Here is a 24,517-nt window from a genome sequence, read left to right as displayed (position 1 = left end):
TTGCTAAAGTAGAGAGAAAGCAAAGACAATGGTCACACAAAGATGATTTTTTACATCTGACTGAACCCATTACTTATTTCTTTCGTACAAACAAAGCAGCGTTCATTTTGGGCGCTGCTTTTTAATTTGCCCTACAAGATGCTATTAAATTCTCATAAGTCCTTAATTTTATGTGCATTCAGATTTCTATATTGGTAAGGTAAACCTGTCTCTTTACTAGGTATGAACAACGATTTGAACAATCTCAAGGAAATGGTTAAGTTTAAGTCACTTAACAAGTGGTATGGTGATTTTCATGCCCTAAAGGATATCGATTTAAATATTGAACAGGGAGAAATAGTGGTGATTTGCGGGCCATCAGGTTCGGGAAAGTCAACTTTAATCCGCTGTATCAATCAGCTAGAACCTTTCGAAAGTGGCGAGCTTTGCGTGTTAGAACAAGTACTTCCGAGTAAATTCAACACACCTGGCCAAGTCGGAATGGTGTTTCAGCATTTTCATTTATTCCCCCATCTTACCGTGCTCGAAAACCTTACTCTTTCTCCGATTCGTACGCTTAAAAAAAGCAAACAAGAAGCCGAGAAGATAGCAATGCACTATCTCGATCGCGTACACATCGCTGAACAAGCCAACAAATACCCAGTGCAACTTTCTGGCGGTCAGCAACAACGTGTAGCTATCGCCCGTTCGCTGTGCATGAAGCCTGAATTACTGCTTTTTGATGAACCGACTTCAGCGCTTGATCCGGAGATGATCAACGAAGTACTCGATGTGATGGTTGAACTGGCGAGCGAAGGCATCACCATGGTGTGTGTCACCCACGAAATGGGCTTTGCAAAACAAGTGGCCGACCGCGTTATCTTCATGGATGAAGGACAAATTGTGGAATCGAATACCCCACAAGCGCTCTTTGAAAACCCTCAACATGAACGTACTCAAGCGTTCCTAAATCAGATCCTGACTTATTGATGTTGATTCGAATTATTAAACCAGCCCTTTCCGCTCTAATACAAATTGTTGTACTAGTGGCCGCTGTTGTCTGGATTCTCGATTCTGGCGCACAAACCATGGGATACAGCTGGCAATGGGAGCGCGTGCCGGACTATATTGCTTTCTATGAAGATGGCGAATGGTGGCCTGCAGAGTTAGTTGAAGGGCTACTGGTTACCATCAATATCTCTCTGATTTCTTTGGTCGCGACACTGATCATCGGCTTAACGACGGCGCTATTGAGAAACTCAAATTCTGTAGTTGGACGCACCTTAGCCACCAGCTATGTTGAGTTGATTCGTAACACGCCGTTATTAGTACAAATTTATTTACTCTATTTTGTATTTGGCCCCGTATTAGGGCTCGATCGCTTTAGTACTGCCGTTTTAGCCTTGGCACTTTTCCAAGGCGCTTACACCGCCGAGATATTTCGTGCTGGTTTAAATGGTATTGCGAGAGGACAATTTGAAGCAGCTCAATCCTTGGGCTTATCAAAGACCTATACTTACTGGGATGTGATTCTTCCTCAGGTGGTGCAACGCACCTTGCCACCTTTGACCAATGAAGTGATCTCTCTTATTAAAAACTCTTCAATTGTGAGTGTCATGGCTATTTTTGACCTGACGACTGAAGCCAGAAACATTGTTTCTGAAACCGCGATGCCATTCGAGATTTGGTTCTCGGTGGCGATCATTTATCTTGCTCTTACACTTTCACTTTCTGCCGTTGCTGCTTGGCTTGAGCATAAGCTCGGGGCTAACTGGCGAACACAATAAGGATTTATCAGCATGAAGCTATTTAAAACCGCAATTACAGCCCTACTTGCGCTTGCCGTAAGTTTGCCTGCACTTGCTTCTGAAACGCCTAACCTCGATAAAATCAACGAACGTGGCTCACTGCGCGTTGGTATGTCGACATTTGTTCCTTGGGCGATGCGTAACAAACAAGGCGATCTCGTTGGCTTTGAAATCGACGTGGCGAAACGCCTTGCCGAAGATTCTGGTTGGAAAGTCGAATTTGTACCTACGGCATGGGACGGTATTATCCCTTCTCTATTGTCGAAGAAATTTGATGTGATCATCGGCGGTATGTCTATCACTGAAGCTCGTGCCAAAAGCGTATTATTCACTGAACCTTACTCGCACTCTGGCGTTCAACTGGCTGCTAATAAAGAGCTAGCGGAAGGTTTTACTCAAATATCTGATTTTGATTCTCGCCGTGTAAAAATTGCAGCACGTCGTGGAGCATTCACGGTTCAAGTCGCTCGTGAAACCTTCCCTAAGGCGAAAGTTCTACAGTTCGATGACGATGCTCAAGCATTCCAAGAAGTGTTGAACGGCAACGCACACGCGGTTATCGCGTCTAGCCCGAAACCAGAACACGAAACGATCAAAAACGCAGACACGCTATTTATTCCATTTGAAGAGCGTCTATCAAAAGGTAACGAAGCATTTGCAGTTCGCCTAGGTGAAACTGACAAGGCAGAATTCTTCAACGAATGGATCAAAGCACGTACTGAAGATGGTTGGTTGAAAGAGCGTTACGAGTACTGGTTCTCTACTCTAGATTGGCAAGACCAGATTGCTCAAGGTCAGTAATCAGAACTTTTGCTAGTGAATCTAGGCAGTGCGTTGTCTGCACTGCCTTCTCATCGGCAATTTGATTCGCTTTGTTGATGATCTAAAACTCAACAAAACAGCCTACTAATTATTATTGTTTAAACAGGAATGACGTGAGTAGTACTAGCGCATTAACAACACCTAAGCCCAACGTTTATATGAAGCCTTGGTATCAACGCCTTAACCTTTTGGATGGCGTGTTACTCGCTGTCATTTGTGTGTTTGCAGGCTGGCTTTATTATCGTTCCGCTGTTGGTATTAACTACCAGTGGCGCTGGGAAGATGCGTTTACCCTGATTTTCATTCCGCCTTCTCAAGGCAATATTCCTTACTTTTTCCAAGGCTTGATCGCGACACTGCGCTTGAGTGTTTGGAGTATGGTGTTAGCACTCTCTTTTGGTACATTACTTGGCGTTGCAAGGCACTCTAAAATCACTTTCTTTCGTACCCCTGCACTGATTTTTATCCAGTTGGTTCGAAATATTCCGCCGCTGGTGTTTGTCTTCATATTCTATTTTTTCGTTTCAAACCAACTGATTCCATTACTTGGTTTAGAAAGTATCTTGCGTGAACACAACGGCGATATTAACGCTGTTCAAGCCTTTCTGTTTGGTCCTGCTAACCTTTGGGAAAACTTGGCGTCTGGTGTTATCTGTATCGGTTTGCTCTCTTCGGCTTACATCGCAGAAGTGATTCGAGCTGGCTTAGAAAGTATTCCAAAAGGCCAATGGGAAGCGGCCGATTCACTCGGCTTATCGGCATTGTCTAAGTATCGATTTGTGGTTGGCCCGCAAGTATTAACGGCCATCACACCGCCATTGGCTGGCCAAGCAATCTCTTTGGTTAAAGACACGTCGATTGTGTCTCTGATTTCTATCCAAGAGATGACTTTCGTTGGTACTGAAATGGCAAACTCGTCAGGTTTGATCTTCGAGATCTGGCTGATTGTAGGCTTCGTATATTTTGCTTTATGCTTTGTGCTTTCGCGTCTGTTCAAAGTGATTGAGCAACGTTCTAGTGCTTACCTTAACCATCAGTAACGTCATTAATAAGAAGTACCGACTCGCCCAGCTATTCATCACCCTTACCCATTTCACCTGATTGGTTTAAGTTATTGATCAGTCAGGATTTATTCCTTCATATTTCTTCTTAGAAACACAGCAAAATGCTCGGCTAATCACTATACTTAACGTATCGAACTACGTTGATTCATCTCAAGGACATCGCTCAACATGGACAATCATAAAGAAAGAGCTTTTTACGCCGTTGTTGGCGCATTGGTTGGAGACGCCGCTTCCATGGGGCTGCATTGGTTGTATGACCAAGAGAGGATCTTGCACGTGGCGGGTTTTGAACCAGAATTTCGCTCACCAAACCAGTTCGATTATCAAGACAAAGGCTACTTCGCCCACCAAGGTAAAACCGCTGGCGACCAATCACAATACGGTGCTCAGTTATTGGCGATGGTCGATAGCCTAGCCGATAATCAACACTACGACGAAGCGAGTTACATTAAGCACTTCCGTTTCTGGTTTGATTTTGGTGGCAGTTGGCAAGGTTACATTGATAAAGCGACTCGTATGAGCTTGCTGAACATACATAAACTAGAGCTAACAGAAGCTCCAATCACAGCCTGTGGCGCTGATGACACCCAGCTACCTGCTGTTTCAAAGCTAATTCCTTTAGTGGCGTGTACTTACACCTCTCACACCTTACCGGCAATGGTAGAGAGTGCGGTACGAGTGACCAACAACAACGACAAAGCCGTGGAATGGGCACAAGCCATCACCTTATTGGTTCAAGCGGCAATTCAAGGCAACTCTCCACTGCAATCGGTAGAAATGGTGCGACAAACTTGTAGCAAGTTCATACACGATCAAATCGACGAAGCACTGGCTGATCCTGAGCTTTCGATTACAGATGCCGCGAAGAAGTTTGGATTGCATTGTGAACTGAGTGCCGCGTTCCCCTTGCTGATTCGCATTATTGCAGGTGCTCAGAGTTATCAACAAGGCATTCGCGACAACATCTTATGTGGTGGTGACAGCTGCGGTCGTGCGATTGTAATTGGCGCGGTATTAGCGGCGTGTTTCTACGAAGGAGATGGCGAAATTCCAACCGAATGGCTAAAACAAGTCGAACTCAATGGTGGCGTGCTGTCTTTGCCTATTGAGTGATTTCCACAACAACGAACTAGAGCCTGACATAAGACAAGCACACTTCTAGGTCGGATGTCGTTCCTATAAAGTTGGAACACACTGCGATAACTCATTCTTCAGCCAAACAACAAACGGGCTTTCTGGCTCTTCATGGTTGCTATCTTGCGTGAGCAATATGTACTGGTGACCAGAAGGTACGAAGCCAAACGGCGCGATCAAGTTACCTCTTTCAAGATCGTCGGCGACAAGTGGATAAGACCCAAGCGCTATGCCTAACCCATCGACAGCCGCCTGAAAGCAAAAGTAGAAGTGTGCAAATGTTTGGTTCGCTCGAGCTTTTGACCACTCTCCACCATTAACTTTATCTATAGTGATAGCACCCCAATGACTCCAAGCATCTGGCCGTGTACTGCTGTGCAGTAATTTCACATCATCTAAGTTATCTTTTACCTGCTGCCAATAACCCGGGGAACACACAGGGCCTACCCACTCTTCAACTAGCGGTATCTGTTCGTAACGCTCGGTTAATTTAAAGTCATCTCGGCGAATCGCCATATCGAGCCCTGTCGCATTCAAGTTCACAGGCCCACCAGCAGTCGACAATCGAACATCAATTCCGGATTCGTTATAGAAATCACCGAGTCGAGGCATTAACCAACGCATGGTCAATGTGGGTTCGCATGAAACTTCCAACGCTTGATGATTCAGCTGATTAAGCTTATGGACTCCAGTCTCCAAGGCTTGGAACGCTTGCTCTGTGTAACCTTTGAGTAATTCCCCTTCTTTGGTGAGACACACATTCCTGCCCTGTTTGTAGAACAAAACTTGGGATAAGTGATTTTCCAATACCTTGATCTGCTTACTCACCGCGCCATGTGTGATATTGAGTTTATCCGCCGCTTCACTGTAACTACTCGAATGCGCTGCTACGTGGAAAATATGAAATGCTTTCAAATGCCTCATGTGTGATTTTTTCTCACAGATAGGTAGAATTCATTTCGATTATAGGCAGCAATAAAAAACCATACAATGCTGGCTCATCAAATATAAAGAGTTGGAGTCATTATGGAGTGGTTAAGCCTAGCAGTATTGGGACTATTGATTGTTATCAGCCCAGGCGCTGATTTCGTTTTAGTTTTGAAAAACAGTGTCAATCAAGGAAGACAAGCAGGGATTTGGACTGCAATCGGTGTGAGTTTAGCGATTTGTGTTCACATCAGTTATTCAATGCTTGGGAACAGTTACTTAATCTCACAGAATGAGCAGCTGTTTGACATGATTAGATACGCAGGTGCAACCTACCTTATTTATCTAGGGCTAAAAGGTATCCTGAGCGCAAACAACAAACTTGCACCGATGGAAGATACGAAGCAAAGCACCAGTGTTTGGCGCTATTTAGCCCAGGGCTTTTTGTGTAACGTGCTCAACCCAAAAACCATGTTGTTCTTCTTGAGCATCTTCACTCAAGTCATCTCACCTGATGCAGAGAACCAGCATGTCGCACTCGGCTATGGACTTTATATGATTTTTCTTCACGGATTATGGTTTGGAGTTGTCGCCATGCTTTTCACTTCGAAGACGTTACAAAAGCACTTATTGAGAGCCAAGAAAAGACTCAATCAAGCGTGTGGGGTTGGCTTAGTGACGTTCGGAGCACTGTTGGCGATTAAATCGTAAACAAGCGAGTCAGAAATAGAAAGCGATTCAAACGACTGAATCGCATCTAACTGGGTCTTGGTAAAACTCTAAACAAGATTCATCGGTCTAATATCGGCACTATCAGGGAAGATAGCGTTGAGTTGTTTCACTTCTATCGATAAATGTCGGTTGAGCACACCCTTGATAACCGAACGCATATCAATCGTTGGATTAAGATCTCGGCCTTCATATAGTTGGCTTTGGCTCAAGCCCGGCCAATTGGCAATAACCTTACCACCCGCTCCTTTCAACGATGGCATCGTGCCACCTGCAACAAACATGACGTTGCCAGTGCCGTGGTCGGTGCCTTTGGTGCCGTTTTCTTTTGCTGTTCGACCAAATTCACTGGCCGCGATGATCACTGTCTTCTGCCAACGATCACCTAGTGAAGCTTTGAGAGCCGCTAACCCAACATCCAAAGTTTTAAGCTGATTACTCAACCGTCCATTTACGTTGCCTTGATTGGCGTGAGTGTCCCACCCACCGAGTTCTAACGCTGCGATGTTTGGTCCGTTATCAGCCGACAATATGTCGCCTGTTTTACCCATCAATGATTTAAACTGTTTGCCGACACCTTGGTCGCCCACCAGTTGATCTATCTTCATGACACTTTCAAAGTTTGAAGACAGCATTTGGTCACTTTGAAACAACTCTTCCAGCAGTTCCGTTTGTTTATCACGTGTTTTTAAGCGGTTTGGGTACCAACTTGCAACGGTCGATTCGCCCTGCATGATGAGTGGTAAGCCCGAATCAATCGCTATTCCATCGTATTTTTCTGAGCTCAACGTGAGTAAACGGTTAATCCACCCTACGGTGTTAAACGGGTCGGAAGTGCCATTCTCCAATATCTTCTGTCCATCAAAATGTGAGCGCTCGCGATAAGCGGTTGAACAAGCGTGTACAAAGCTGAGTTCGTTACTCTCATACCATTGATGGCATTGCTTTAGGGATGGGTGAAGCCCAAAGAAATCATCCAACTTCACTAGCTGTTCAGGTTTTAATCCGATGTTGGGTCTCAAATTAGAGTAATCCGGATCGGCATGCGGCACTACAACATTTAAACCATCCATCGCGCCACGCAGTGATACCCAAATGAAGATATTGTCTGAACCTGTTTTGGCAAAGCTTGGAAATGGCAGCATCGCACTGACGCCAACAGCCGCCGCAATACCCATGAACTGGCGGCGGTTAATACTATGTGGCGCTTTATTCTGAGAACAATCTGACTTTTTCATACCCACTCCTAACGATATTGAAACTGCGGACTTAGCCACAACAGGGAAAGTTGCATTGCAGCGCTGTCGGCTTTGTTCAATACAATTTGGGTGTGTTCATCAATAGCATCGCCATATAAACCCGCGATCACTTTATCCACTACCGCTTTCGGCTTAACTCCTGACGCTTTAGCCGATTTTATTGCAGCAGACGCAAGCCTATTCGCAACTTGCATACGTTGAGTCAACGCCGAAGGGCTATTGTAGTCTCTGTCTTGATCCGACCAGCCTGCAGGTGAACCCGGTTTAAAAGGAGGCTGCCCTAAATTGTTGAGTGCATTGAATGCCTGTTTCTCGTTTAAAGAAATATCGGCACTACGAAGAACGGCAAACAGCCACTCCTTCGGCGGTCTAAAACGATTAGGGTTAGGTTTACTCGCCTCAGCGCTGTTCAATAACAAGCGATAAACAGGCAGTAAATTCCCCTCGCCTCTCAGATATTCAGCAACCATTTGCTCTGAGAGTTCTTTAGGTATGTCGCCAATGAAATGCTGGCACAGCTTACCAACCAAGTACGCAGCAGTGTCTTTGTGGGTCGCTAAGGTTTTTAAACACGACTCTCCTTGCGAGACGCCGGATTGAGAATAAGCCTTTCCAAGCAGTGTGATACTTCCTGGCTCATGCAGGTTATTAGCAAATCGAAAACCAGCATCAGGAGATTTGAATTTAATGCCCCAGCCTGAAATGCCTTTCGCTAAAGCAATAACATCTTGCTGAGTATAAGAACCGTCAACGCCAAGAGTGTGGAGTTCTAAGATCTCACGAGCGAGGTTCTCATTGAGCCCCTTATTACGGCGCTTTCCGACTTTTGAATTGGGACCAATCGAGAGTTGATTATCGAGATACAGAAGCATCGCAGGATGTTTAGAAGAAGCCATCAGCATCTCGCCAAAGTTACCATTCCAATGCTGGCGAACCACATCGTTTTCAATGCTGGCGGCCAAGGGCATCAGTTTTCGATTATCGACCGAGATGGCGAAGTGATTGCCCCAAAACTGAATGATGCGCTCTTGAAAACCATAAGGAGTTTCAACACTTTGTAGGTGGCGAGCTTGAGCTTGTTGTCGATACTGCGTTCGAAGAAAAGACTGCGCTTCTTTCTTCGTGGCTTGCATCTGTTGTTCGTCACCCTTGGCCTTCATTCGTTGTACACGATTCTCTCCTACTTTAATCAGAGTAGATTCAGTACTCGGTAAGTCTTGTATAGCTTGGTGAACGAATGGCTTTTTATCCAACTGTTCTACAGGAGAATAATAGGTTGTTTGACCTAGTTTTGGCCCAAAGCCAAACCTTTGTTCACCTACGATTTTTGAAGTCGGGTAATAATTCATTGCACACTCCCTTACGCTCGATCTTTTCTAAGTGTAATCGCTTAGTCATCAAGCATAGGGAGCTTTACAAGGTTTTACGTTAGATAAGTGTCAGGTGCCTATCAAGTTACCGACACGGTGTGATCATTTTGAATGAGTGTCTATTTACGCCACATATAGACAAACTGCTCGTTCTGAGAGGTGATTTCAAAGCCAAACCTCAAGTACAACTCCCCAACTCGATTACCTTTTAGGTAACAAAGTTCGACGGGTTTATTGAGGCTGTCAGCCTTAGTTAAGCAATCTTTCAGTACTTGGCTACCAATGCCCTTTCCATGATAATCATGCAGTAAGAAGAATCGGCAAAAATAGAAGTGTTCGCCTTTGTCTTGCAACAACACACTGCCAATCGCCTTGCCTTGATATTCAATGATTTCAGGTCGTTCTTCTGCCCACTCTTCGGCGTGTATATCTCGTTGAATTTGCTCATCCCAGCCAAATACGGCTTTGATCGGTTCAAACTCAGCGGCTTTCTTGAGCTCAAACAGAAATTCATAATCTGATGACTGAGCCGGTCTTGTTGAATACTTCAAAATACCTCCAACAATAATTGGCTATGGTTTCATTTTCGTTTAAGCCGGAATTCAGAGCCCCAGACACAACCAAAAATGCCACGCTTAAATGTTCATTTTGGTTCTAGTTGGTAACGTAAGACTTCGTGTTTATCTTGCTCTGAATAAAAGGTATTCAGGAATTGTCCACCGCACTTCTCTATCACCTTTTGCGAAGCAATATTGCCCCTCTCACACGTAATAATAGCGCTTTCGGTCAATACGTGTCGTTGAACCCAACACAACATATGACTTGCGATACCCCGCCCTCTGGCTTGTGGCAGCGTCTCATATCCGATATGTCCAATAACATCGTGAATGTGCGGACTGGTACCATGACGAACTCTTATGACACCAAGGATTTGACCAGAGTCGATACAAAAATACGTAGAAGCAGGCGTCCACCCTTCTGGCAAACCCTCGCCTTTTGAATAAGCAATTCGTCTTTCTAAATAGGCATCACTGCCATCGGAAATCCCCGTGTAAATATCTACCCCATCCTCAGCGCAAGCGTTCACATAGTAATGAAAGGCCGTTGAATGTGAAAGAGCAGCTTTAACCATGTCCATATGATGTTGATTCTCCAACGGCTTCTACGCTATTTAGTTCAGGAGCGACTCGCAATTTTGACCTATTATCGACTACTGCTTCTTAACGTACTTCGCCGTAACCAGCATTTCACCGCCACCATCCAGCTTGCAATCTAGTTGGTGATCTTTGCCTTCATTGATGCGTCGAATCACAGCTTTAGTACCAATTTTCAATACGCTAGAACTGCCTTTAATTTTTAGATCTTTAATGAAGGTAACTTTATCGCCACTTTCCAATACAACGCCATTCACGTCCTTAACACGCGCGGCTTCTCTTTCTAAACGCTCTTCTTCTGGGTTCCATTCGTAGGCGCACTCAGGGCAGATTAGGTTGTTTTGGTCTGGGTAAACATATTCAGATTGGCATTGCGGGCAAGGAGGTAGAGACATACGTTAATACTTAATTTAAATAGAATTTGTTCCATTTTAATGGCTCTTGTCAGGCTTAGCGAGCATAAATCTAACAAGTTTTACGGAGAGCTAATTGTCTTCAAAAAAGAGCAGCACCTAAAACGAACAAACACAGCCGCTAAGCTGTGTTTGTTTAAAGGTTTGAAAAGCGGAACGGCTTAACGTTCGACTTTTGGTGAGTAAATCGAGTAAGCGGTAATTTGCCCTGCCACGATTGCCGAGAACATGAATAACGCCGATAAACCAATACTCGGGATAGGCAAAATCGATTGTTCAAACACCGACTGGCTGGCACTCACTAATACTCGGCTACCCGGAACCAAGATGATGATCCCTTGCACGATATAAATAGAACCCGTGAGCTCCATCTTCTTGGCAATCCAAGTTCCGTACAAAGTAATAAGAACCGTCGTCACCCAAGTGCCGACAACCCAACCACTATCAAAACCTAGATAGAATGGGCCCCACATACCGAGAACGGCAACTGGCAAACCAAGTAAGATGTCTTTAGGGCGAGCATTGAACATCACACCGATAGACACAGAGATCAGCACCAAGCCAGATATGTGCATCCACATCGGTACCGCGTTGGTATAGTCGATGGAGACCGCTTGTCCCCATATCGCTTCACCGATGTTGAGCCCCATGATAATCCCGACAAACAGCTTAATCAGGGTTAAGGCGCTCTGCCCTAGCAAGCTGGTACCAGAAACCAAGTCATTAAACGCCAAACATTCTAATGCGTTAGCTATGGATAACCCGGGGACAAACAAGACAATCGAGGCGATACACAACGCCCACACCGGAATCGGCAACCCTGTGCTCGCCAGAAACGCCACGAAGATACCGGTTAGCAGTGCCGAGATGAACTCAACCGCGATAGCACGACGTGAATGAAGAACTTGCTGACATACCCACACCATCAAACCCAATAACGCAGAAAAGCCCACCGCTTCCAACGTACTGCCCACCAGCATCAAATAAGCAGGCGGAATACCCATATTGGCAAGTGCAGTCACAAATTTTGAGTAACCGACAGGTTCTGGTACAGGCTCACTGCTTGGCTGGTTAATACGAATGATCGTATTGGCCAACAAACTCAGGTTAATTGACGCAGGCTTTAGACGCTTAAGAATAACGGCGTTGTTATCGTCTGGAAATTGATAGTTAATCGCAGTTGGCGTTGCTTGGATCATCACATCCACACCATGCTTTTTTGCATAGAATTGAGTGTATTTCTCTAGCTTGTAAGGAGCACAGCCACTGCGGTGAAGAGTGTCACCAATTTCAACAATTTTGTTAATTCGGAACTGAGAAGGCATGGGAATTTTAGGGGAGACAAAATGTGCGGCAAATGTACCAAACGATAGACAGAATGACGAGACTTTTGCGTGAATTATCAACTGAACTCGTTACTTTTTTCTGCAAAGGCTTATAAGTGCCTATAACTCTACTCATTTGGGATTAGTTTACTGGATGTTTTGACAGGCTGATAAGTTAAATTTATGCATTCAGATTGTTATTAGTGGACGCCAAAACACAAATAAAAATCAGTTTATGTTAACACTCCAAATTCCTTAATTTTCATGAGATTTATGACAACTAAGCACCACCAAAGCGTGTTTATAAATTGACTCGGATTTATCGCAAAAAGCAGCATGACATCTACTAATATTTCTCGCCCTCCTTTTAACGAGATTTTAGTCACGTTTTATTCACTCTGAAAGCGCCGAACATGATGGAAAAACTAGCGGAGTGGTGGTTATGCGAGCACTTAGAATAAAAATGAAAGAAAAAGGTTTCGTTTTCAGTTAGATGTGGCATTATCACTCTCGTTAAGACGATGTGCGTACATCGTATAATGGCTATTACCTCAGCCTTCCAAGCTGATGATGCGGGTTCGATTCCCGCTGTACGCTCCAGTCTTCTTGATGCCTCAGTCTTACTCATAAGACAGTGTGCGTGCATCGTATAATGGCTATTACCTCAGCCTTCCAAGCTGATGATGCGGGTTCGATTCCCGCTGCACGCTCCAACTTATCCTTACGCTCCATGACGTGCTTTCTTCCAGCAATACCCTATTCAAAAACTTTCTCCGTTTGCTAAATCCATAGTCATTAAATCTATACTGATTAAACTTATTTTGTTTAAGCTTGGATTGACGAATCAACGCTAATTGACTAACCAGAGCTATTAACTCCTTAAATTGCTTCGTATTTCTGACACCTATCCAAATCACACATTGCAGTTCAGCTTTTAATGATTTTCAAAATTGTTCCAATTTAATAATCTTGGTCAATATCCGAAAAAACAGTTGTGTTAATGTGCGCGCATTAGCAACAACCCATAAATAATAAAAATGTTTAAAAGCAATGAGTTAACAATTAACATCGAAGCAATTAATGTCGCTTTAGCAAAAGTCGAAAATGCCAATAAAATTCAGCTAGATACATTGAAAGGTTATGTGAACAGCGAGCCTGAACAGGCTGTACTGGCTTTTCGATCGCTGAATGAAGCAGAATCAATCGACGACAAGTTTAAAAAGATCATGGCAGAGCTACCGCACCTGAGCGGCGAGGCACACCACCTGCTTGAAACTTCTATCTTGCTACAGTGATTCTAACTACAGATAAGCCTCAGCGAATCCCTCACAGCAAAGCGCTTTAGGTATAAGTTAAGACTTATCTTTAATTTTCTAGCCCTCATTGAATTTCTAATTCAACAAAGCGCTATTGATTAACGTCTAAAGCGTTAACGACTTCACCATACCCGCTTCAGCGTGACCAGGGATATTGCACGCTAACTCTACGTTATTATCACCATGGAAATGCCACAGCAATTGCTTCGCTTTACCCGGCTTAACTGTAACTGTGCTGCCCGAGTCATGAGCGTGATTACCCATGTTTTTCATCATTTCACGGTGCTCTAGCTGCTCTGAAGCAGAACCAATCGAAAATTCGTGATCAATCTTGCCTGTGTTCATCACAACGAACTGCACCACGTCGTTCGGCTCAATATCAACCTTGTTCTTAAATGTGATTTTCATATCGTCACTTAGCAGAACATGAACCACTTTATCCGGCTTTGCGCCTGTCGCAGGCATACCCACTTCAGACATGCCTTCCATATTCATCATCGAATGGTCCATCTTTCCATCCTTCATCATGCTGTGATCCATTTTTGAATGATCCATCTCTCCATTTTTCATCATTGAGTGATCCATTTCAGCAAAAGCCGTTGCAGTGGTCAGTGTTAGAGCGATAGCAATTAGTGTCTTTTTCATGGTCGTTCCTTAGATTAATTCTGTTTTATGTTAGTTTCACATATTCATGTGGTGCGCCCTTACCTACTCCGGTCTCGCAAGTAAGGGCTTTATAGTCAGTGCGTTATTTACTTGTCTCGTTTTGGCTCTGAGTAATCTCTCGCTGTTTCCAGAGCTTAAAGATTGCAGGCAAAACCAGTAGGGTAAGCAACAGTGCCGACGCCATTCCGCCTATCATCGGCGTGGCAATTCGCTGCATCACTTCAGAGCCCGTTCCCTCGCCATACATAATTGGAATGAGGCCAATGATCACCGTAAGTACTGTCATCATCACTGGGCGAACACGCAGTCCTGCACCCTCACGAATCGCATCCGTTAAGTCTTCACTCTGAAGTGCTTGCTGGTTCTGCTCCGCATCCAATTTTTTGTAGTGCCATGCTTGGTTTAGGTAGACCAACATGATCACACCTATCTCAACAGCTACCCCGGCAAGGGCGATGAAGCCCACCCCCACTGCAATGGAGAAGTTGTAATTGAGGATATGCATCAGCCATAAACCACCCACCATTGCGAGTGGCAATGTCAGCATGATCATCATCACCTCACCGACGCGGCGGAAGCTGAGGTAGAGCAACAACATGATGATGGCGATGGTGATTGGCACAACGACACTCAAACGCTCCTTCGCACGCTCCATGTATTCGTATTGACCAGACCACGCCAATGAATAACCAGCAGGTAAGACGATTTGATCTGTAACGACTGTTTGCGCCTCTGCAACATAAGAACCAAGGTCGCGACCTTCGATGTCAACGAACACCCAACCATTAGGACGCGCGTTCTCCGTCTTAATCATTGGTGGTCCATCTTCATAGCGAATATCTGCAACATCAGACAAAGCAATTCGCGCTCCATTTGGTGTCACTAACGGCAGGTTCTGCAACTTAACGACAGAATCACGATAGCTTTGTGGGTAACGGACATTGATTGGGTAACGCTCTAGCCCCTCAACGGTTTCGCCCACGTTCATGCCACCAACCGCAGTCGAAATAACCTGTTGCACTTCTTTAATGCTCAAGCCATATCGCGCAGCAGAACGACGTTTGATGTCTATCGTCACATAACGACCACCCGCAACACGCTCAGCGTAGACAGAAGCCGTACCACTCACGCTATTGAGGATGGGTTCAAGTTGAGAGCCAATATCCTCAATCACGCTCAGATCTGGGCCTGCGATTTTGATACCAATTGGCGTTTTAATACCGGTCGCTAACATGTCAATACGCGTTTTGATTGGCATGACCCAAGCGTTAGTCAAACCGGGGAATTGAATCAGTTCATCAAACTCTTTACGCAGAGACTCAGTAGTGACACCGTCACGCCACTCATCTCGCGGTTTAAGCTGAATCACGGTTTCAATCATGGTCAGTGGCGCAGGATCGGTTGCTGTCTCTGCTCGGCCAATTTTGCCCCACGTGGTTTCGACTTCTGGAATGGTTTTAATGAGCTTGTTGGTTTGTTGCAACAACTCACGAGCCTTACCTATTGAGATACCCGGATACGTGGTTGGCATGTACATCAAATCCCCTTCGTCCAAAGGAGGGATGAATTCACTACCAAGCTTACTGGTTGGGTAATAAGCAGACGCCATTAAGCCAAGTGCGATAACAATCATCACCTTTGGATATTTTAGGCTGAGATTTAGAAGCGGCTTGTACATCGCCACTAGGCTGCGGTTTACTGGGTTTTTGTGTTCAGGTAGCACGTTGCCACGAATGAAGTAACCCATTAGCACAGGCACAAGCGTGATAGCTAAACCCGCCGCTGCCGCCATCGCATACGTCTTGGTAAACGCAAGTGGCGAGAACATCTTGCCCTCTTGCCCTTCTAGCGCGAACACAGGCACAAAACTCAAGGTAATGATAATCAGAGAGAAGAACAGCGGCGCGCCAACTTCTTCTGCTGCCTTACCAATCACTTGCCAACGGTTTTTGTCAGTGAGCGGAGTCCGTTCAATGTGTTTATGAACGTTCTCAATCATCACTATGGCACCATCCACCATGGCGCCAATCGCAATCGCGATCCCGCCAAGAGACATAATGTTGGCGTTAATACCCTGCCAATGCATAACGATGAATGCGCCTAAGATACCGACAGGCAGACTTAGCGCGATAACCAGTGATGATCGGATATGGAACAAGAACAGCGCACACACGACGGCGACCACGATGAACTCTTCAGCCAGCTTCTTCCAAAGGTTTTCAACGGCTGAATCAATCAAAGTAGAACGGTCATAAGTCGCGACAATCTCGACACCATCAGGTAAGCCTGCTTGCAGTTCAGCGAGCTTGGATTTCACTGAGTCGATCACTTCACTGGCATTTTCACCAAAGCGCATCACGATAACGCCGCCAACCGCCTCACCCTCACCATTGAGTTCCGAGATACCACGACGCATTTGTGGGCCAAGGTTAATATCGGCAATGTCGCCCAATAACAAAGGAGTACCTTTGTCAGTCACTTTTAGCGGCAAAGATTGAATGTCTTCAATGCTTGTCAGGTAACCGGTCGTACGAACCATGTGTTCGGCTTCGGCAATCTCAACAACAGACGCTCCTGTTTCTTGATTACCATCTTGGATTGCCTTGTTGACTTGCTGAAGCGTCAGGTCATATGCACGTAACTTGGCAGGATCAATCTGTACTTGGTACTGCTTCACCATGCCGCCAACGGTCGCAACTTCAGACACGCCTTCTACGGTTTGCAATTCATACTTCAAGAACCAATCTTGCAAACTGCGAAGTTCCGCTAAGTCATGCTGACCAGTTTTATCTTGCAACACGTAGCTGTAAACCCAGCCCACACCGGTTGCATCTGGCCCTAGTGTTGGCTTGGCACTCGATGGCAAGTTAGGTGCAACTTGGCTTAAGTACTCCAACACTCGTGAACGTGCCCAGTACATATCAGTATCGTCATTGAAGATGATATAGACATAGGAATCACCAAAGAACGAGTAGCCACGAACCGTTTCAGCACCCGGTACAGCTAACATGGCGGTGGTTAATGGATAAGTCACCTGATCCTCGACCACCTGTGGGGCTTGACCCGGATAACTGGTTTTGATGATTACCTGAACATCTGACAAATCAGGAATGGCATCGACAGGTGTATTTTTAACGCTGTATAAACCGCCAAATACGATGGCGACAGTGGCAACCAGCACTAAGAAACGGTTGCTAATAGACCAGCGAATAATTGCATTGATCATAGTTCGCCCTCACCCGTGCTATTCGTCGGTTCGAGAGATTTGAGCACATAATCAGAACCTTGCTTCGCCACTAGAAACCGAATGGTTTGACCCTCGGCAAACTCAGATAAATCAAGGTCATCACTGGCTTGGAAATTCATTTCACCCGCTTTCCAATTCCACTCAGGGACTGGCTGATGTTTTACAGTGATCATGCCAAAATCTGCCATCAACATGGTGATGTCACCCGTTACCCAAACTTCGCCGGCGATCTTGTGTTTGTTGACCTTGTAATCAACAACCTCGTACTGCCCTGACTCTGTCTTTCTCATCTCAAAATCAATCGCCTTACCACGTTTCACGTCACTCATGTCTAAGCCTTCCGCAAAGGTGAAATTCATCACCATACCCGGCCAATCCCATTCAGGAACAGGCTGATGGTTAATCGTCACCATACGGCTGCCTTGCATAACGTCGGAAATTTCACCGTTTGCCCACACGGTTTCAGCTTCTTCCTCAACACCATTTATGCGTGACAGATCAGCAGATTGGCTCGATTCAGAATCCAACATGAAGTGCGCAGAAGTGACAATGTTCTCACCTTGCTCTAGCCCTTGAAGCACCTCTATTTTTTCGCCAGCTTCACGACCAACCTCAATACGAGCAGAGCGATACTTGCCAGAACCTTCTGACATCACCACTCGAGTCATACCACCGGAGTGAATCACCGAAGATCTTGGGATAGTAAGAACCGCTTCATCACTAATGGGTTTCAGCGCAATATTGGCAAACATATTTGGCTTAAGCTCGCCATGGGGATTGGAGAACTTCAAACGAACGCGCAAGGTTCGAGTTTTTGGGTCAAGGATTGGGTACACGTAATCGACATTACCCAACCACTCTTTGCCGGGAATGGCATCTAGCGTCATCACCGCATTGCTGCCTGACGAGATCCAATGCGCTTGGCGCTCAAACACCTCAGCATCAACCCATACTTCGCCTAATGGGCCAGCACTGATCACCGCTTGTGCAGGTGAAAGATAACCACCTTCTCGGATATTCAGGCTTGCGATGACACCATCGGCTGGCGCTTTGACTTCAATGGTTTGCGAGGCTTTGCCTTTGCGCGTAATAGCGCGGATTTGAGTCTTATCAACACCCAAGGTAATTAGGCGTTCAGTCGAGCCCTTGATCAAACCTTTACGACCCGTTTTATAAGCACTGATCAACTCTTCTTGTGCTTTAACAAGCTCTGGAGAATAGAGTGTGAAAAGCACATCACCTTTGTTTACCTTCTCACCCACTGAGTTGATGTAGAGCTTCTCAACCCAACCAGCTGCTCTTACGTTGGTTTGCCACAATGTACTTTCATCGAACGCCACATAACCCACGGTTTCAATCCGAGGAGACAGCGCTTCGAACTTAACTTTCGCTGTTTTGACACCCAGATTATGTTCTACCGACGAATCAATAAACACGGTTCCGGGCTTATCTTTGGCTCCGCCGTTCACATCGTCAGCATACACAGGGATAAGATCCATCCCCATTGGTGACTGGCCCGGCTTATCACGCTGATAATTTGGGTCCATCGGAGCAACCCAATACAGAGGTTCATCCTTGGTTTGTTTACTTACTTCGGCGTCTGTACTCGTTGCCATTGCTGACATGTCGTGTGCTGGATTAATTAGAAAATGGTTCACACCAAAACCCAATGCACCACCGACCAATAAAGCGATTGTTGCTACTTTTACTGTATTCATTGTCTATTCCCTTATTGATTGGCTGTGTGTTTAGTTGCGCTTGAGCTGAGTTGTGGTTGGTTTACTTGGTATTCAAAGCCACTGACTAACGCCGCCAGTTTGCTGTTAACGATGTTGAGATCGGTGATCAAACGTTGTTGCTCTAACTTAAGCGCCAGCTCGTCTGTCGTTGCTAAAATGACATCGTTGAACTGAGCGGTATTGTTTTGATAGCCCCTTTCAACCGCGCTGATTCGAGCTGCAGTTTGAGGAAGCAAGGACGTTTGATAGCGATCTAATCGCTGGATCAGATTTGATCTGTCCACCAGCAATGCGTTCACTTGCGCGTTCATTTGGGAAAGTAAGGTGTCTTTTTGAGATTTAGCCGCACCAACTTGATACTGAGCAGCCGATAAGTTTTTATCTTGTCGATTCCCCGTAAACAGCGGGATGTCGACTGTCAGATAAGCACTCACCAGATCAGAAGCTGGTTCACCCGCCATGTTATTGGCTTGACGGTGTGCATACATCACTTCCACCCCAAACTGCGGGGTATAAGCTTGCTCGGCTAACTCAACCTGAGTTTGATTGGAGGAAATACTGACATCGGAGATCTTAACCAAAGGATGGTCAGTCAGTAGCTGATAGTGCTTGGTTGAATTGATATTGGTCGCTAATTTGCTTTCCAACAACGACCAATCGATTTGGTTAGTTGCATTCAGTGTGCCCTGAGAATCAAGAACCTGAGAGCCTAGCCAATCAGAACCCAACCATTCAGAAAGCTGAGAGATTAAGCGGCGCTGAACTTGCTGGTTTGCCTGAAGTTTCTCATCAAGCTTGCTCACTTGAAGCTGAGCATTAAGCAGATCTTGCGCTTCACTTTTACCAATTGAGTAATTGGTTTGTACATAGTTTTCAAGTTCAACCAACAAGCGACGATTTTGACGAATCACCGACTCAGCCTTTTGCTGATAACCTAACTCAAGCCAAAGCTGCGTCATGCTATTCGCAACCGTCAATTCTCTTGCTTGCACCTGCAAAGCTAAAGCATCTGCCTGTTGGCCTGCCTTTTTCTGTTGAAGGTTAAGCGTATCGCCACGCTCAAACTGCTGAATCAACCCTACCGATATATTAGTCATCGGGTCTTCGTCGAATTGAAAGCTATCGACAGGCAAACCGCCAAATCCAACTTTCAATTTCGGGTCCATTAAGGTCGAGCTGGCAATGCCCGTTTCTCGCATCGCTTGAGACTGAGCAAAGTACTGCTTGCGATTTCCATCTTCGCTTAAAGCAATCTCAATCAGTGTATTGAGTTGCTGCGTCGAGCTTGCTTGGTTATGTGCTGAAATGTGTTGAGCATTTGAAGCTGACGCCGTGGTAGCCGCGAGCGTAGCACTTGAAAACAAGGCTATAGGCAAGGCAGCAGCAACCATTAAGCTCGTGTTCGTGACAAACACAGAGGTTGTTGGTTTCATATTCACAATGAATGTCCATATCTAGCGCTAATTAGCGCATAAAAAAGAATGGCTTATCAGGTTTATCTAACTGATAGAGCTGTATTTTTAGATATAGATTTATGCGGAAGGTGGGCGTAGCAAAGATTGAGCGCGTGCGACTTTCTGGCCAATAGTGACCGATTGAAAACGAGCTAATGAAAAGGAAAGTTGATCAACGGCTTGAACAGCCTGAATTGGATAGGGACTTGCAGAACACATTGAGGCACAGCAATCGGCACTCGAACAATGGTTACCCATCATCGGACTGCCGTCTTCGCTCATTGAAGACATATCGAATTGAGCCATCAAAGCATGGGCACTCATGTTAGAGTCTTCAGCGTGTACTTCTTCACTCATCACATGACACCCTGCCATTGAATCATTAACCGAAGTATCGCTGTGGTAACAAGCCGACTTGCTCGACCCCATTTCCATCATCATTACTTCAGTCATCAAGGCTGAGGAGCTTGAGGCATAGCTAGACATCAACATCGCAATGATGCTGAAAACAATAATCCAAGTTTTTCGGAATGTGTTTGTCATAGTTTACCTTTGAATTTACATCGCAACTATAAACGTTCCCCTTAGGGTAAGGTCAATGCCATTGCGCCGATATTTACCTGACCGTTGAAAAAGTATTCATCCTCTCTTTCATCAAAATGAGATAATTCTTCGACTTTGCAGTTTTTTCTTTAAAAATTATCCAATTAGCTAGCGAAACCTCTATCTGTGTATTTTACTTAAGACAGTGCAACCACGATTCACGGATGATAAAAATGGCTAACAAAAAGAACGTCAAAGCAAACAAGAAAAATACAGAAATCAAAAATAAGAAAAGTAACGAGCTAGAACAAAAGAAACCAACACGAAAAAAGAAGCGCAGACTGCATTCACATCTAAAAGTGAATATCCCACTTTTTCAGTCACTCATGATGATTTTGCCATCATTGGCTAAACACGCTGCTGCGGAAAGTATAGACAATTCCAGCGACGCTGCAGATCAAGTAACCGCAAATAACGTGACCGAAAAAGATGTCACCGATGACCATAGCAAGGCGGACTCATCAGCGGTTGCTCTCCAAGAAGCTCAGACGAGTGACAGCGACGTAAACTCCACCTTAAGTGCAAGTCATTCCGCCCATGGTTCGAGCTCTCACTTGGTTCCTTCTCATCATTTGTCGACGCTTTCTCACCCGCAAGTCCATTACATTCCTTCGGTATCGATGCCGACTATCTCCTCAGGGAGTAACGGTCAGCCGACTCATTCGAATGCGCCTACGACGCCCGCTTTACCCGTCACCTTTATGCCAGAAGTCATAAAAGGTACGTACGGAGAGCTTCATGTTGATGCAAATGGTCAATACACATTCGTATTGAATCCAAATTCTCCTCAATACATCCTGTTAAACCAGCACCAACCAGGTACTGATCATTTTGCGTTACATCTATCTAATGGCTCGAGCATCATTGTTCAGATACCGGTAACAGGTAAGCAAGACACGCCAAATATTTCTGGAGACTTAACAGGTGTGGTAACAGAAGATCACAATATTGATTCACAAGGCTTGTTACATGCGAACGGCAAAATCGATGTCATAGACCCTGACCAAAATGAAAGTTCGGTTACGCCGGAAGTTATCTCAGGTAAATATGGTTCATTAACTATCGATGCTGATGGACATTGGCAGTATCAAGTTGATAACTCGCTCTCTAATGTTCAAGCTTTAACCGCAGCCACTTCACTGCATGAAAGTTTCACAATTCACACCAAAGATGGCACACCGCAAACGATCGATATGACGATTGGCGGAAACGACGACAATGCCGTAATTACGGGTGTGGATGCTGGCACGTTAACTGAAGATTTAACGAGACAAGTTCAAGGGCAGCTTTCGGTAACGGACTCTGATCTTGGAGAGGACCACTTTCAAGCCTCACAAGTGACTAGTAATTTCGGTACGCTAAGCATCACCAAAGACGGTGCGTGGACATACAGTTTAGACAACAATAACCCAGTAGTTCAAAGACTTGGCCAAGGTTCCACTGCGACAGACATCGTCACTGTTCACTCAGCTGATGGTACAGCGCATCAAGTTATGGTTACGATCAATGGCACCAACGACCATGCAGTAATCACGAGTAGTACAGCAAATTCACCAAGTTCGTTTTTCGCTATCGGGACAAGTAATGGCTCAAGCCAAGTTACTGAAGATAAAGACCTAACGGTTTCAGGCCAACTCAACATCACCGATATCGACTCAAAAGAGGCGCATTTTTCTAATTCCGACCTCAAGGGGACACTGGGTACTTTACACCTTAAAGACAATGGCGATTGGACCTACGATCTAGATAATAAAAATCCACAAGTTCAGGCTCTTGGTCAAGGCTCTGCAACAACAGACATCATAACCATCCACTCCGCCGACGGCACTCCTCATCAAATTGCAATTACCGTTAACGGCACCAATGATAAAGCCGTGATAAGTGGAACCAGTGCCGGCGCGGTAACCGAAGAGTCCCAACTTCAGACCTCGGGCACACTTGCGGTAACGGATGTAGATACTGGCGAAGCACACTTCTCCAACACCGATATCGTAGGCTCGTTTGGTACGCTTCATCTGACCGATACTGGTTCTTGGACGTACGATCTTGATAATTCAAATCCTAACGTTCAAGCGTTGGGCAAAGGAGCAACCGCTACCGACACCATTACTATTCATTCTGCTGACGGTACACCGCACCAAGTGACTATCACAGTAAATGGCACTAATGATAAAGCTACTGTCAGCAGTGCAACCGTTGCCATCTATGAAACCGACAAAGCAGTCACGACTTCAGGAACATTAACCAGCACCGATGTCGATAATCCGGATAATGCGTTCACTCCAGATTCCATTACTGGCACCAACGGCAACCTCACCATTGGTGCTAATGGCCAATGGACCTTCACCGCCAACAGCGCGTTTAATCAACTAAACGTCGGCGACAAGGTCGAAGAGACCTTCACTGTATCGTCTATTGATGGCACACCGTCGACCATCAAAGTCACGATTAACGGCACTAATGACACCGCTACTGTCAGCAGTGCGACCGTTGCCATCGATGAAACTGACAAAGCAGTAACGACATCAGGAACATTGACTAGTACCGATGTAGACAACCCAGACAACACGTTTACGCCAGACTCCATTGTTGGATCTAACGGCGACCTGACTATTGATGCTAATGGGCATTGGGTGTTCACCGCGAACAACGCATTTAACCAATTAAACGTCGGCGATAAAGTCGAAGAGACTTTCACTGTCTCGTCTATTGATGGCACACCGTCGACCATCAACGTCACGATTAATGGCACTAACGACGCCGCTACTGTCAGCAGTGCGACCGTCGCCATCGATGAGACTGACAAAGCAGTAACTACCTCAGGAACCCTAACCAGCACCGATGTTGATAATCCAGATAATGCGTTTACGCCGGATTCTATTTCAGGCACCAACGGTGACCTGACTATTGATGCTAATGGTCATTGGGTGTTCACCGCGAACAGTGCGTTTAATCAACTAAACGTTGGCGATAAGGTCGAAGAAACCTTCACAGTGTCGTCTGTTGATGGCACACCGTCCACTATCAAGGTGACAATTAACGGTACTAACGACACCGCTACTGTCAGCAGTGCGACCGTCGCCATCGATGAGACTGACAAAGCTATAACTACCTCAGGAACGTTGACCAGCACCGACGTGGATAACCCTGACAACACATTCACTCCGGTTTCGCTCACAGGAACCCACGGCGGCTTAACCATTGATGCCAACGGGCATTGGGTGTTCACCGCCGGCAGTGCGTTTAATCAGTTAAATATCGGCGACAAGATCGAAGAGACCTTCACGGTGTCATCCATCGATGGCACACCGTCGACCATAAAAGTGACGATCAATGGCACCAATGATAAAGCTACTGTCAGCAGTGCGACCGTCGCCATCGACGAGACTGACAAAGCGGTGACAACCTCAGGCACCCTAACCAGTATCGACGTCGATAACCCAGATAACGCATTCACACCGGATTCGATTACTGGCACCAACGGCAACCTCACCATTGGTGCTAATGG

Annotated in this window: 20 protein-coding genes and 2 tRNA genes; 10 read left to right on the top strand and 12 right to left on the bottom strand. The window is 45.5% G+C overall.

The genetic code is table 11. The features are described 5' to 3' along the window. The first annotated feature begins 222 nt into the window (after positions 1-222). The 5 genes from AB4329_RS04140 (at position 223) to AB4329_RS04120 (ending at position 4,786) form a co-directional block, all read left to right on the top strand. Positions 223-969, top strand: a complete 747-nt coding sequence (locus tag AB4329_RS04140; protein ID WP_372137694.1) for an amino acid ABC transporter ATP-binding protein — start codon at positions 223-225, stop codon at positions 967-969. Further along, a complete protein-coding gene (locus AB4329_RS04135) occupies positions 969-1,766 on the top strand; it encodes an amino acid ABC transporter permease (RefSeq protein WP_017062664.1) in 798 nt (265 codons plus the stop codon). The genes AB4329_RS04140 and AB4329_RS04135 overlap by 1 nt, the downstream gene beginning before the upstream one ends. A 12-nt stretch (positions 1,767-1,778) precedes the next feature. Then, entirely contained in the window at positions 1,779-2,588 is an 810-nt protein-coding gene (locus AB4329_RS04130; RefSeq protein WP_012600468.1) for a transporter substrate-binding domain-containing protein, read from the top strand. A gap of 134 nt (positions 2,589-2,722) precedes the next feature. Continuing rightward, complete coding sequence (locus tag AB4329_RS04125) at positions 2,723-3,649, top strand: amino acid ABC transporter permease (RefSeq protein WP_372137692.1); 927 nt, start codon at positions 2,723-2,725, stop codon at positions 3,647-3,649. 192 nt (positions 3,650-3,841) lie between these two features. Then, positions 3,842-4,786: an ADP-ribosylglycohydrolase family protein gene (locus tag AB4329_RS04120; RefSeq protein ID WP_102320749.1), complete on the top strand. Its 945-nt coding sequence runs from the start codon at positions 3,842-3,844 to the stop codon at positions 4,784-4,786. A gap of 63 nt (positions 4,787-4,849) precedes the next feature. Here AB4329_RS04120 and AB4329_RS04115 read toward each other — a convergent pair whose 3' ends face one another. Further along, complete coding sequence (locus AB4329_RS04115) at positions 4,850-5,731, bottom strand: LysR family transcriptional regulator (protein WP_017064462.1); 882 nt, start codon at positions 5,729-5,731, stop codon at positions 4,850-4,852. Positions 5,732-5,833: 102 nt separating this feature from the next. Here AB4329_RS04115 and AB4329_RS04110 point away from each other — a divergent pair, with 102 nt between their 5' ends. Continuing rightward, the gene (locus AB4329_RS04110) at positions 5,834-6,445 is read left to right on the top strand and encodes a LysE family translocator (protein WP_372137691.1); all 612 of its coding nucleotides are present in this window, start codon (positions 5,834-5,836) and stop codon (positions 6,443-6,445) included. 68 nt (positions 6,446-6,513) lie between these two features. On the opposite strand, the gene AB4329_RS04105 is transcribed toward AB4329_RS04110, so the two are convergent. The 6 genes from AB4329_RS04105 to AB4329_RS04080 all read right to left on the bottom strand — a co-directional run bounded on the left by AB4329_RS04105 (position 6,514) and on the right by AB4329_RS04080 (position 11,984). Next, positions 6,514-7,701, bottom strand: a complete 1,188-nt coding sequence (locus AB4329_RS04105; protein WP_017062670.1) for a DUF1501 domain-containing protein — start codon at positions 7,699-7,701, stop codon at positions 6,514-6,516. 8 nt (positions 7,702-7,709) lie between these two features. Beyond that, the gene (locus tag AB4329_RS04100; protein ID WP_372137690.1) at positions 7,710-9,071 is read right to left on the bottom strand and encodes a DUF1800 family protein; all 1,362 of its coding nucleotides are present in this window, start codon (positions 9,069-9,071) and stop codon (positions 7,710-7,712) included. 140 nt (positions 9,072-9,211) lie between these two features. After that, a complete protein-coding gene (locus tag AB4329_RS04095; protein WP_372137688.1) occupies positions 9,212-9,643 on the bottom strand; it encodes a GNAT family N-acetyltransferase in 432 nt (143 codons plus the stop codon). 92 nt (positions 9,644-9,735) lie between these two features. Continuing rightward, positions 9,736-10,230, bottom strand: coding sequence for a GNAT family N-acetyltransferase (locus AB4329_RS04090; protein WP_372137686.1), 495 nt, complete (start codon positions 10,228-10,230; stop codon positions 9,736-9,738). Positions 10,231-10,302: 72 nt separating this feature from the next. Beyond that, entirely contained in the window at positions 10,303-10,641 is a 339-nt protein-coding gene (locus AB4329_RS04085) for a zinc ribbon domain-containing protein YjdM (RefSeq protein WP_004731484.1), read from the bottom strand. A gap of 179 nt (positions 10,642-10,820) precedes the next feature. Beyond that, complete coding sequence (locus AB4329_RS04080; protein WP_004731486.1) at positions 10,821-11,984, bottom strand: threonine/serine exporter family protein; 1,164 nt, start codon at positions 11,982-11,984, stop codon at positions 10,821-10,823. Positions 11,985-12,509: 525 nt separating this feature from the next. On the opposite strand from AB4329_RS04080, the gene AB4329_RS04075 reads away from it, so the two are divergent. The 3 genes from AB4329_RS04075 to AB4329_RS04065 all read left to right on the top strand — a co-directional run bounded on the left by AB4329_RS04075 (position 12,510) and on the right by AB4329_RS04065 (position 13,279). Beyond that, positions 12,510-12,584, top strand: a tRNA-Gly gene (locus tag AB4329_RS04075). A gap of 38 nt (positions 12,585-12,622) precedes the next feature. Next, positions 12,623-12,697: transfer RNA gene (locus AB4329_RS04070), tRNA-Gly, on the top strand. Between the two features lie 324 nt (positions 12,698-13,021). Further along, entirely contained in the window at positions 13,022-13,279 is a 258-nt protein-coding gene (locus AB4329_RS04065; protein ID WP_004731488.1) for a hypothetical protein, read from the top strand. Between the two features lie 126 nt (positions 13,280-13,405). On the opposite strand, the gene AB4329_RS04060 is transcribed toward AB4329_RS04065, so the two are convergent. From AB4329_RS04060 to AB4329_RS04040, 5 genes are all read right to left on the bottom strand, one after another. Further along, positions 13,406-13,945, bottom strand: a complete 540-nt coding sequence (locus tag AB4329_RS04060) for a cupredoxin family protein (protein ID WP_372137685.1) — start codon at positions 13,943-13,945, stop codon at positions 13,406-13,408. A gap of 103 nt (positions 13,946-14,048) precedes the next feature. Beyond that, positions 14,049-17,192: an efflux RND transporter permease subunit gene (locus tag AB4329_RS04055; RefSeq protein ID WP_372137683.1), complete on the bottom strand. Its 3,144-nt coding sequence runs from the start codon at positions 17,190-17,192 to the stop codon at positions 14,049-14,051. Beyond that, entirely contained in the window at positions 17,189-18,931 is a 1,743-nt protein-coding gene (locus AB4329_RS04050; RefSeq protein WP_372137682.1) for an efflux RND transporter periplasmic adaptor subunit, read from the bottom strand. Before AB4329_RS04050 ends, AB4329_RS04055 begins: the two co-directional genes overlap by 4 nt. A gap of 11 nt (positions 18,932-18,942) precedes the next feature. Next, positions 18,943-20,385: a TolC family protein gene (locus tag AB4329_RS04045; protein WP_372137709.1), complete on the bottom strand. Its 1,443-nt coding sequence runs from the start codon at positions 20,383-20,385 to the stop codon at positions 18,943-18,945. Between the two features lie 99 nt (positions 20,386-20,484). Further along, positions 20,485-20,949: a hypothetical protein gene (locus tag AB4329_RS04040; protein WP_017059270.1), complete on the bottom strand. Its 465-nt coding sequence runs from the start codon at positions 20,947-20,949 to the stop codon at positions 20,485-20,487. A gap of 233 nt (positions 20,950-21,182) precedes the next feature. Here AB4329_RS04040 and AB4329_RS04035 point away from each other — a divergent pair. Next, positions 21,183-24,517, top strand: a 3,335-nt coding sequence (locus tag AB4329_RS04035) for a VCBS domain-containing protein (RefSeq protein ID WP_372137681.1), incomplete at its 3' end; no start/stop codon positions are given.

Source organism: Vibrio sp. 10N.261.54.A5 (assembly GCF_041471145.1).
GTDB lineage: Bacteria > Pseudomonadota > Gammaproteobacteria > Enterobacterales > Vibrionaceae > Vibrio > Vibrio crassostreae_C.
The sequence above is the reverse complement of the archived record's forward strand: the minus strand, read 5'-3'. Positions and strand labels throughout refer to the sequence as shown.

Excerpts from the sequence above, each read along its gene's own strand:
- AB4329_RS04140 (WP_372137694.1), top strand. The coding sequence starts at position 223 with ATGAACAACGATTTGAACAATCTCAAGGAAATGGTTAAGTTTAAGTCA.
- AB4329_RS04135 (WP_017062664.1), top strand. The coding sequence starts at position 969 with ATGTTGATTCGAATTATTAAACCAGCCCTTTCCGCTCTAATACAAATT.
- AB4329_RS04130 (WP_012600468.1), top strand. The coding sequence starts at position 1,779 with ATGAAGCTATTTAAAACCGCAATTACAGCCCTACTTGCGCTTGCCGTA.
- AB4329_RS04120 (WP_102320749.1), top strand. The coding sequence starts at position 3,842 with ATGGACAATCATAAAGAAAGAGCTTTTTACGCCGTTGTTGGCGCATTG.
- AB4329_RS04115 (WP_017064462.1), bottom strand. The coding sequence starts at position 5,731 with ATGAGGCATTTGAAAGCATTTCATATTTTCCACGTAGCAGCGCATTCG.
- AB4329_RS04110 (WP_372137691.1), top strand. The coding sequence starts at position 5,834 with ATGGAGTGGTTAAGCCTAGCAGTATTGGGACTATTGATTGTTATCAGC.
- AB4329_RS04105 (WP_017062670.1), bottom strand. The coding sequence starts at position 7,701 with ATGAAAAAGTCAGATTGTTCTCAGAATAAAGCGCCACATAGTATTAAC.
- AB4329_RS04100 (WP_372137690.1), bottom strand. The coding sequence starts at position 9,071 with ATGAATTATTACCCGACTTCAAAAATCGTAGGTGAACAAAGGTTTGGC.
- AB4329_RS04090 (WP_372137686.1), bottom strand. The coding sequence starts at position 10,230 with ATGGACATGGTTAAAGCTGCTCTTTCACATTCAACGGCCTTTCATTAC.
- AB4329_RS04085 (WP_004731484.1), bottom strand. The coding sequence starts at position 10,641 with ATGTCTCTACCTCCTTGCCCGCAATGCCAATCTGAATATGTTTACCCA.
- AB4329_RS04080 (WP_004731486.1), bottom strand. The coding sequence starts at position 11,984 with ATGCCTTCTCAGTTCCGAATTAACAAAATTGTTGAAATTGGTGACACT.
- AB4329_RS04065 (WP_004731488.1), top strand. The coding sequence starts at position 13,022 with ATGTTTAAAAGCAATGAGTTAACAATTAACATCGAAGCAATTAATGTC.
- AB4329_RS04060 (WP_372137685.1), bottom strand. The coding sequence starts at position 13,945 with ATGAAAAAGACACTAATTGCTATCGCTCTAACACTGACCACTGCAACG.
- AB4329_RS04055 (WP_372137683.1), bottom strand. The coding sequence starts at position 17,192 with ATGATCAATGCAATTATTCGCTGGTCTATTAGCAACCGTTTCTTAGTG.
- AB4329_RS04050 (WP_372137682.1), bottom strand. The coding sequence starts at position 18,931 with ATGAATACAGTAAAAGTAGCAACAATCGCTTTATTGGTCGGTGGTGCA.
- AB4329_RS04045 (WP_372137709.1), bottom strand. The coding sequence starts at position 20,385 with ATGAAACCAACAACCTCTGTGTTTGTCACGAACACGAGCTTAATGGTT.
- AB4329_RS04040 (WP_017059270.1), bottom strand. The coding sequence starts at position 20,949 with ATGACAAACACATTCCGAAAAACTTGGATTATTGTTTTCAGCATCATT.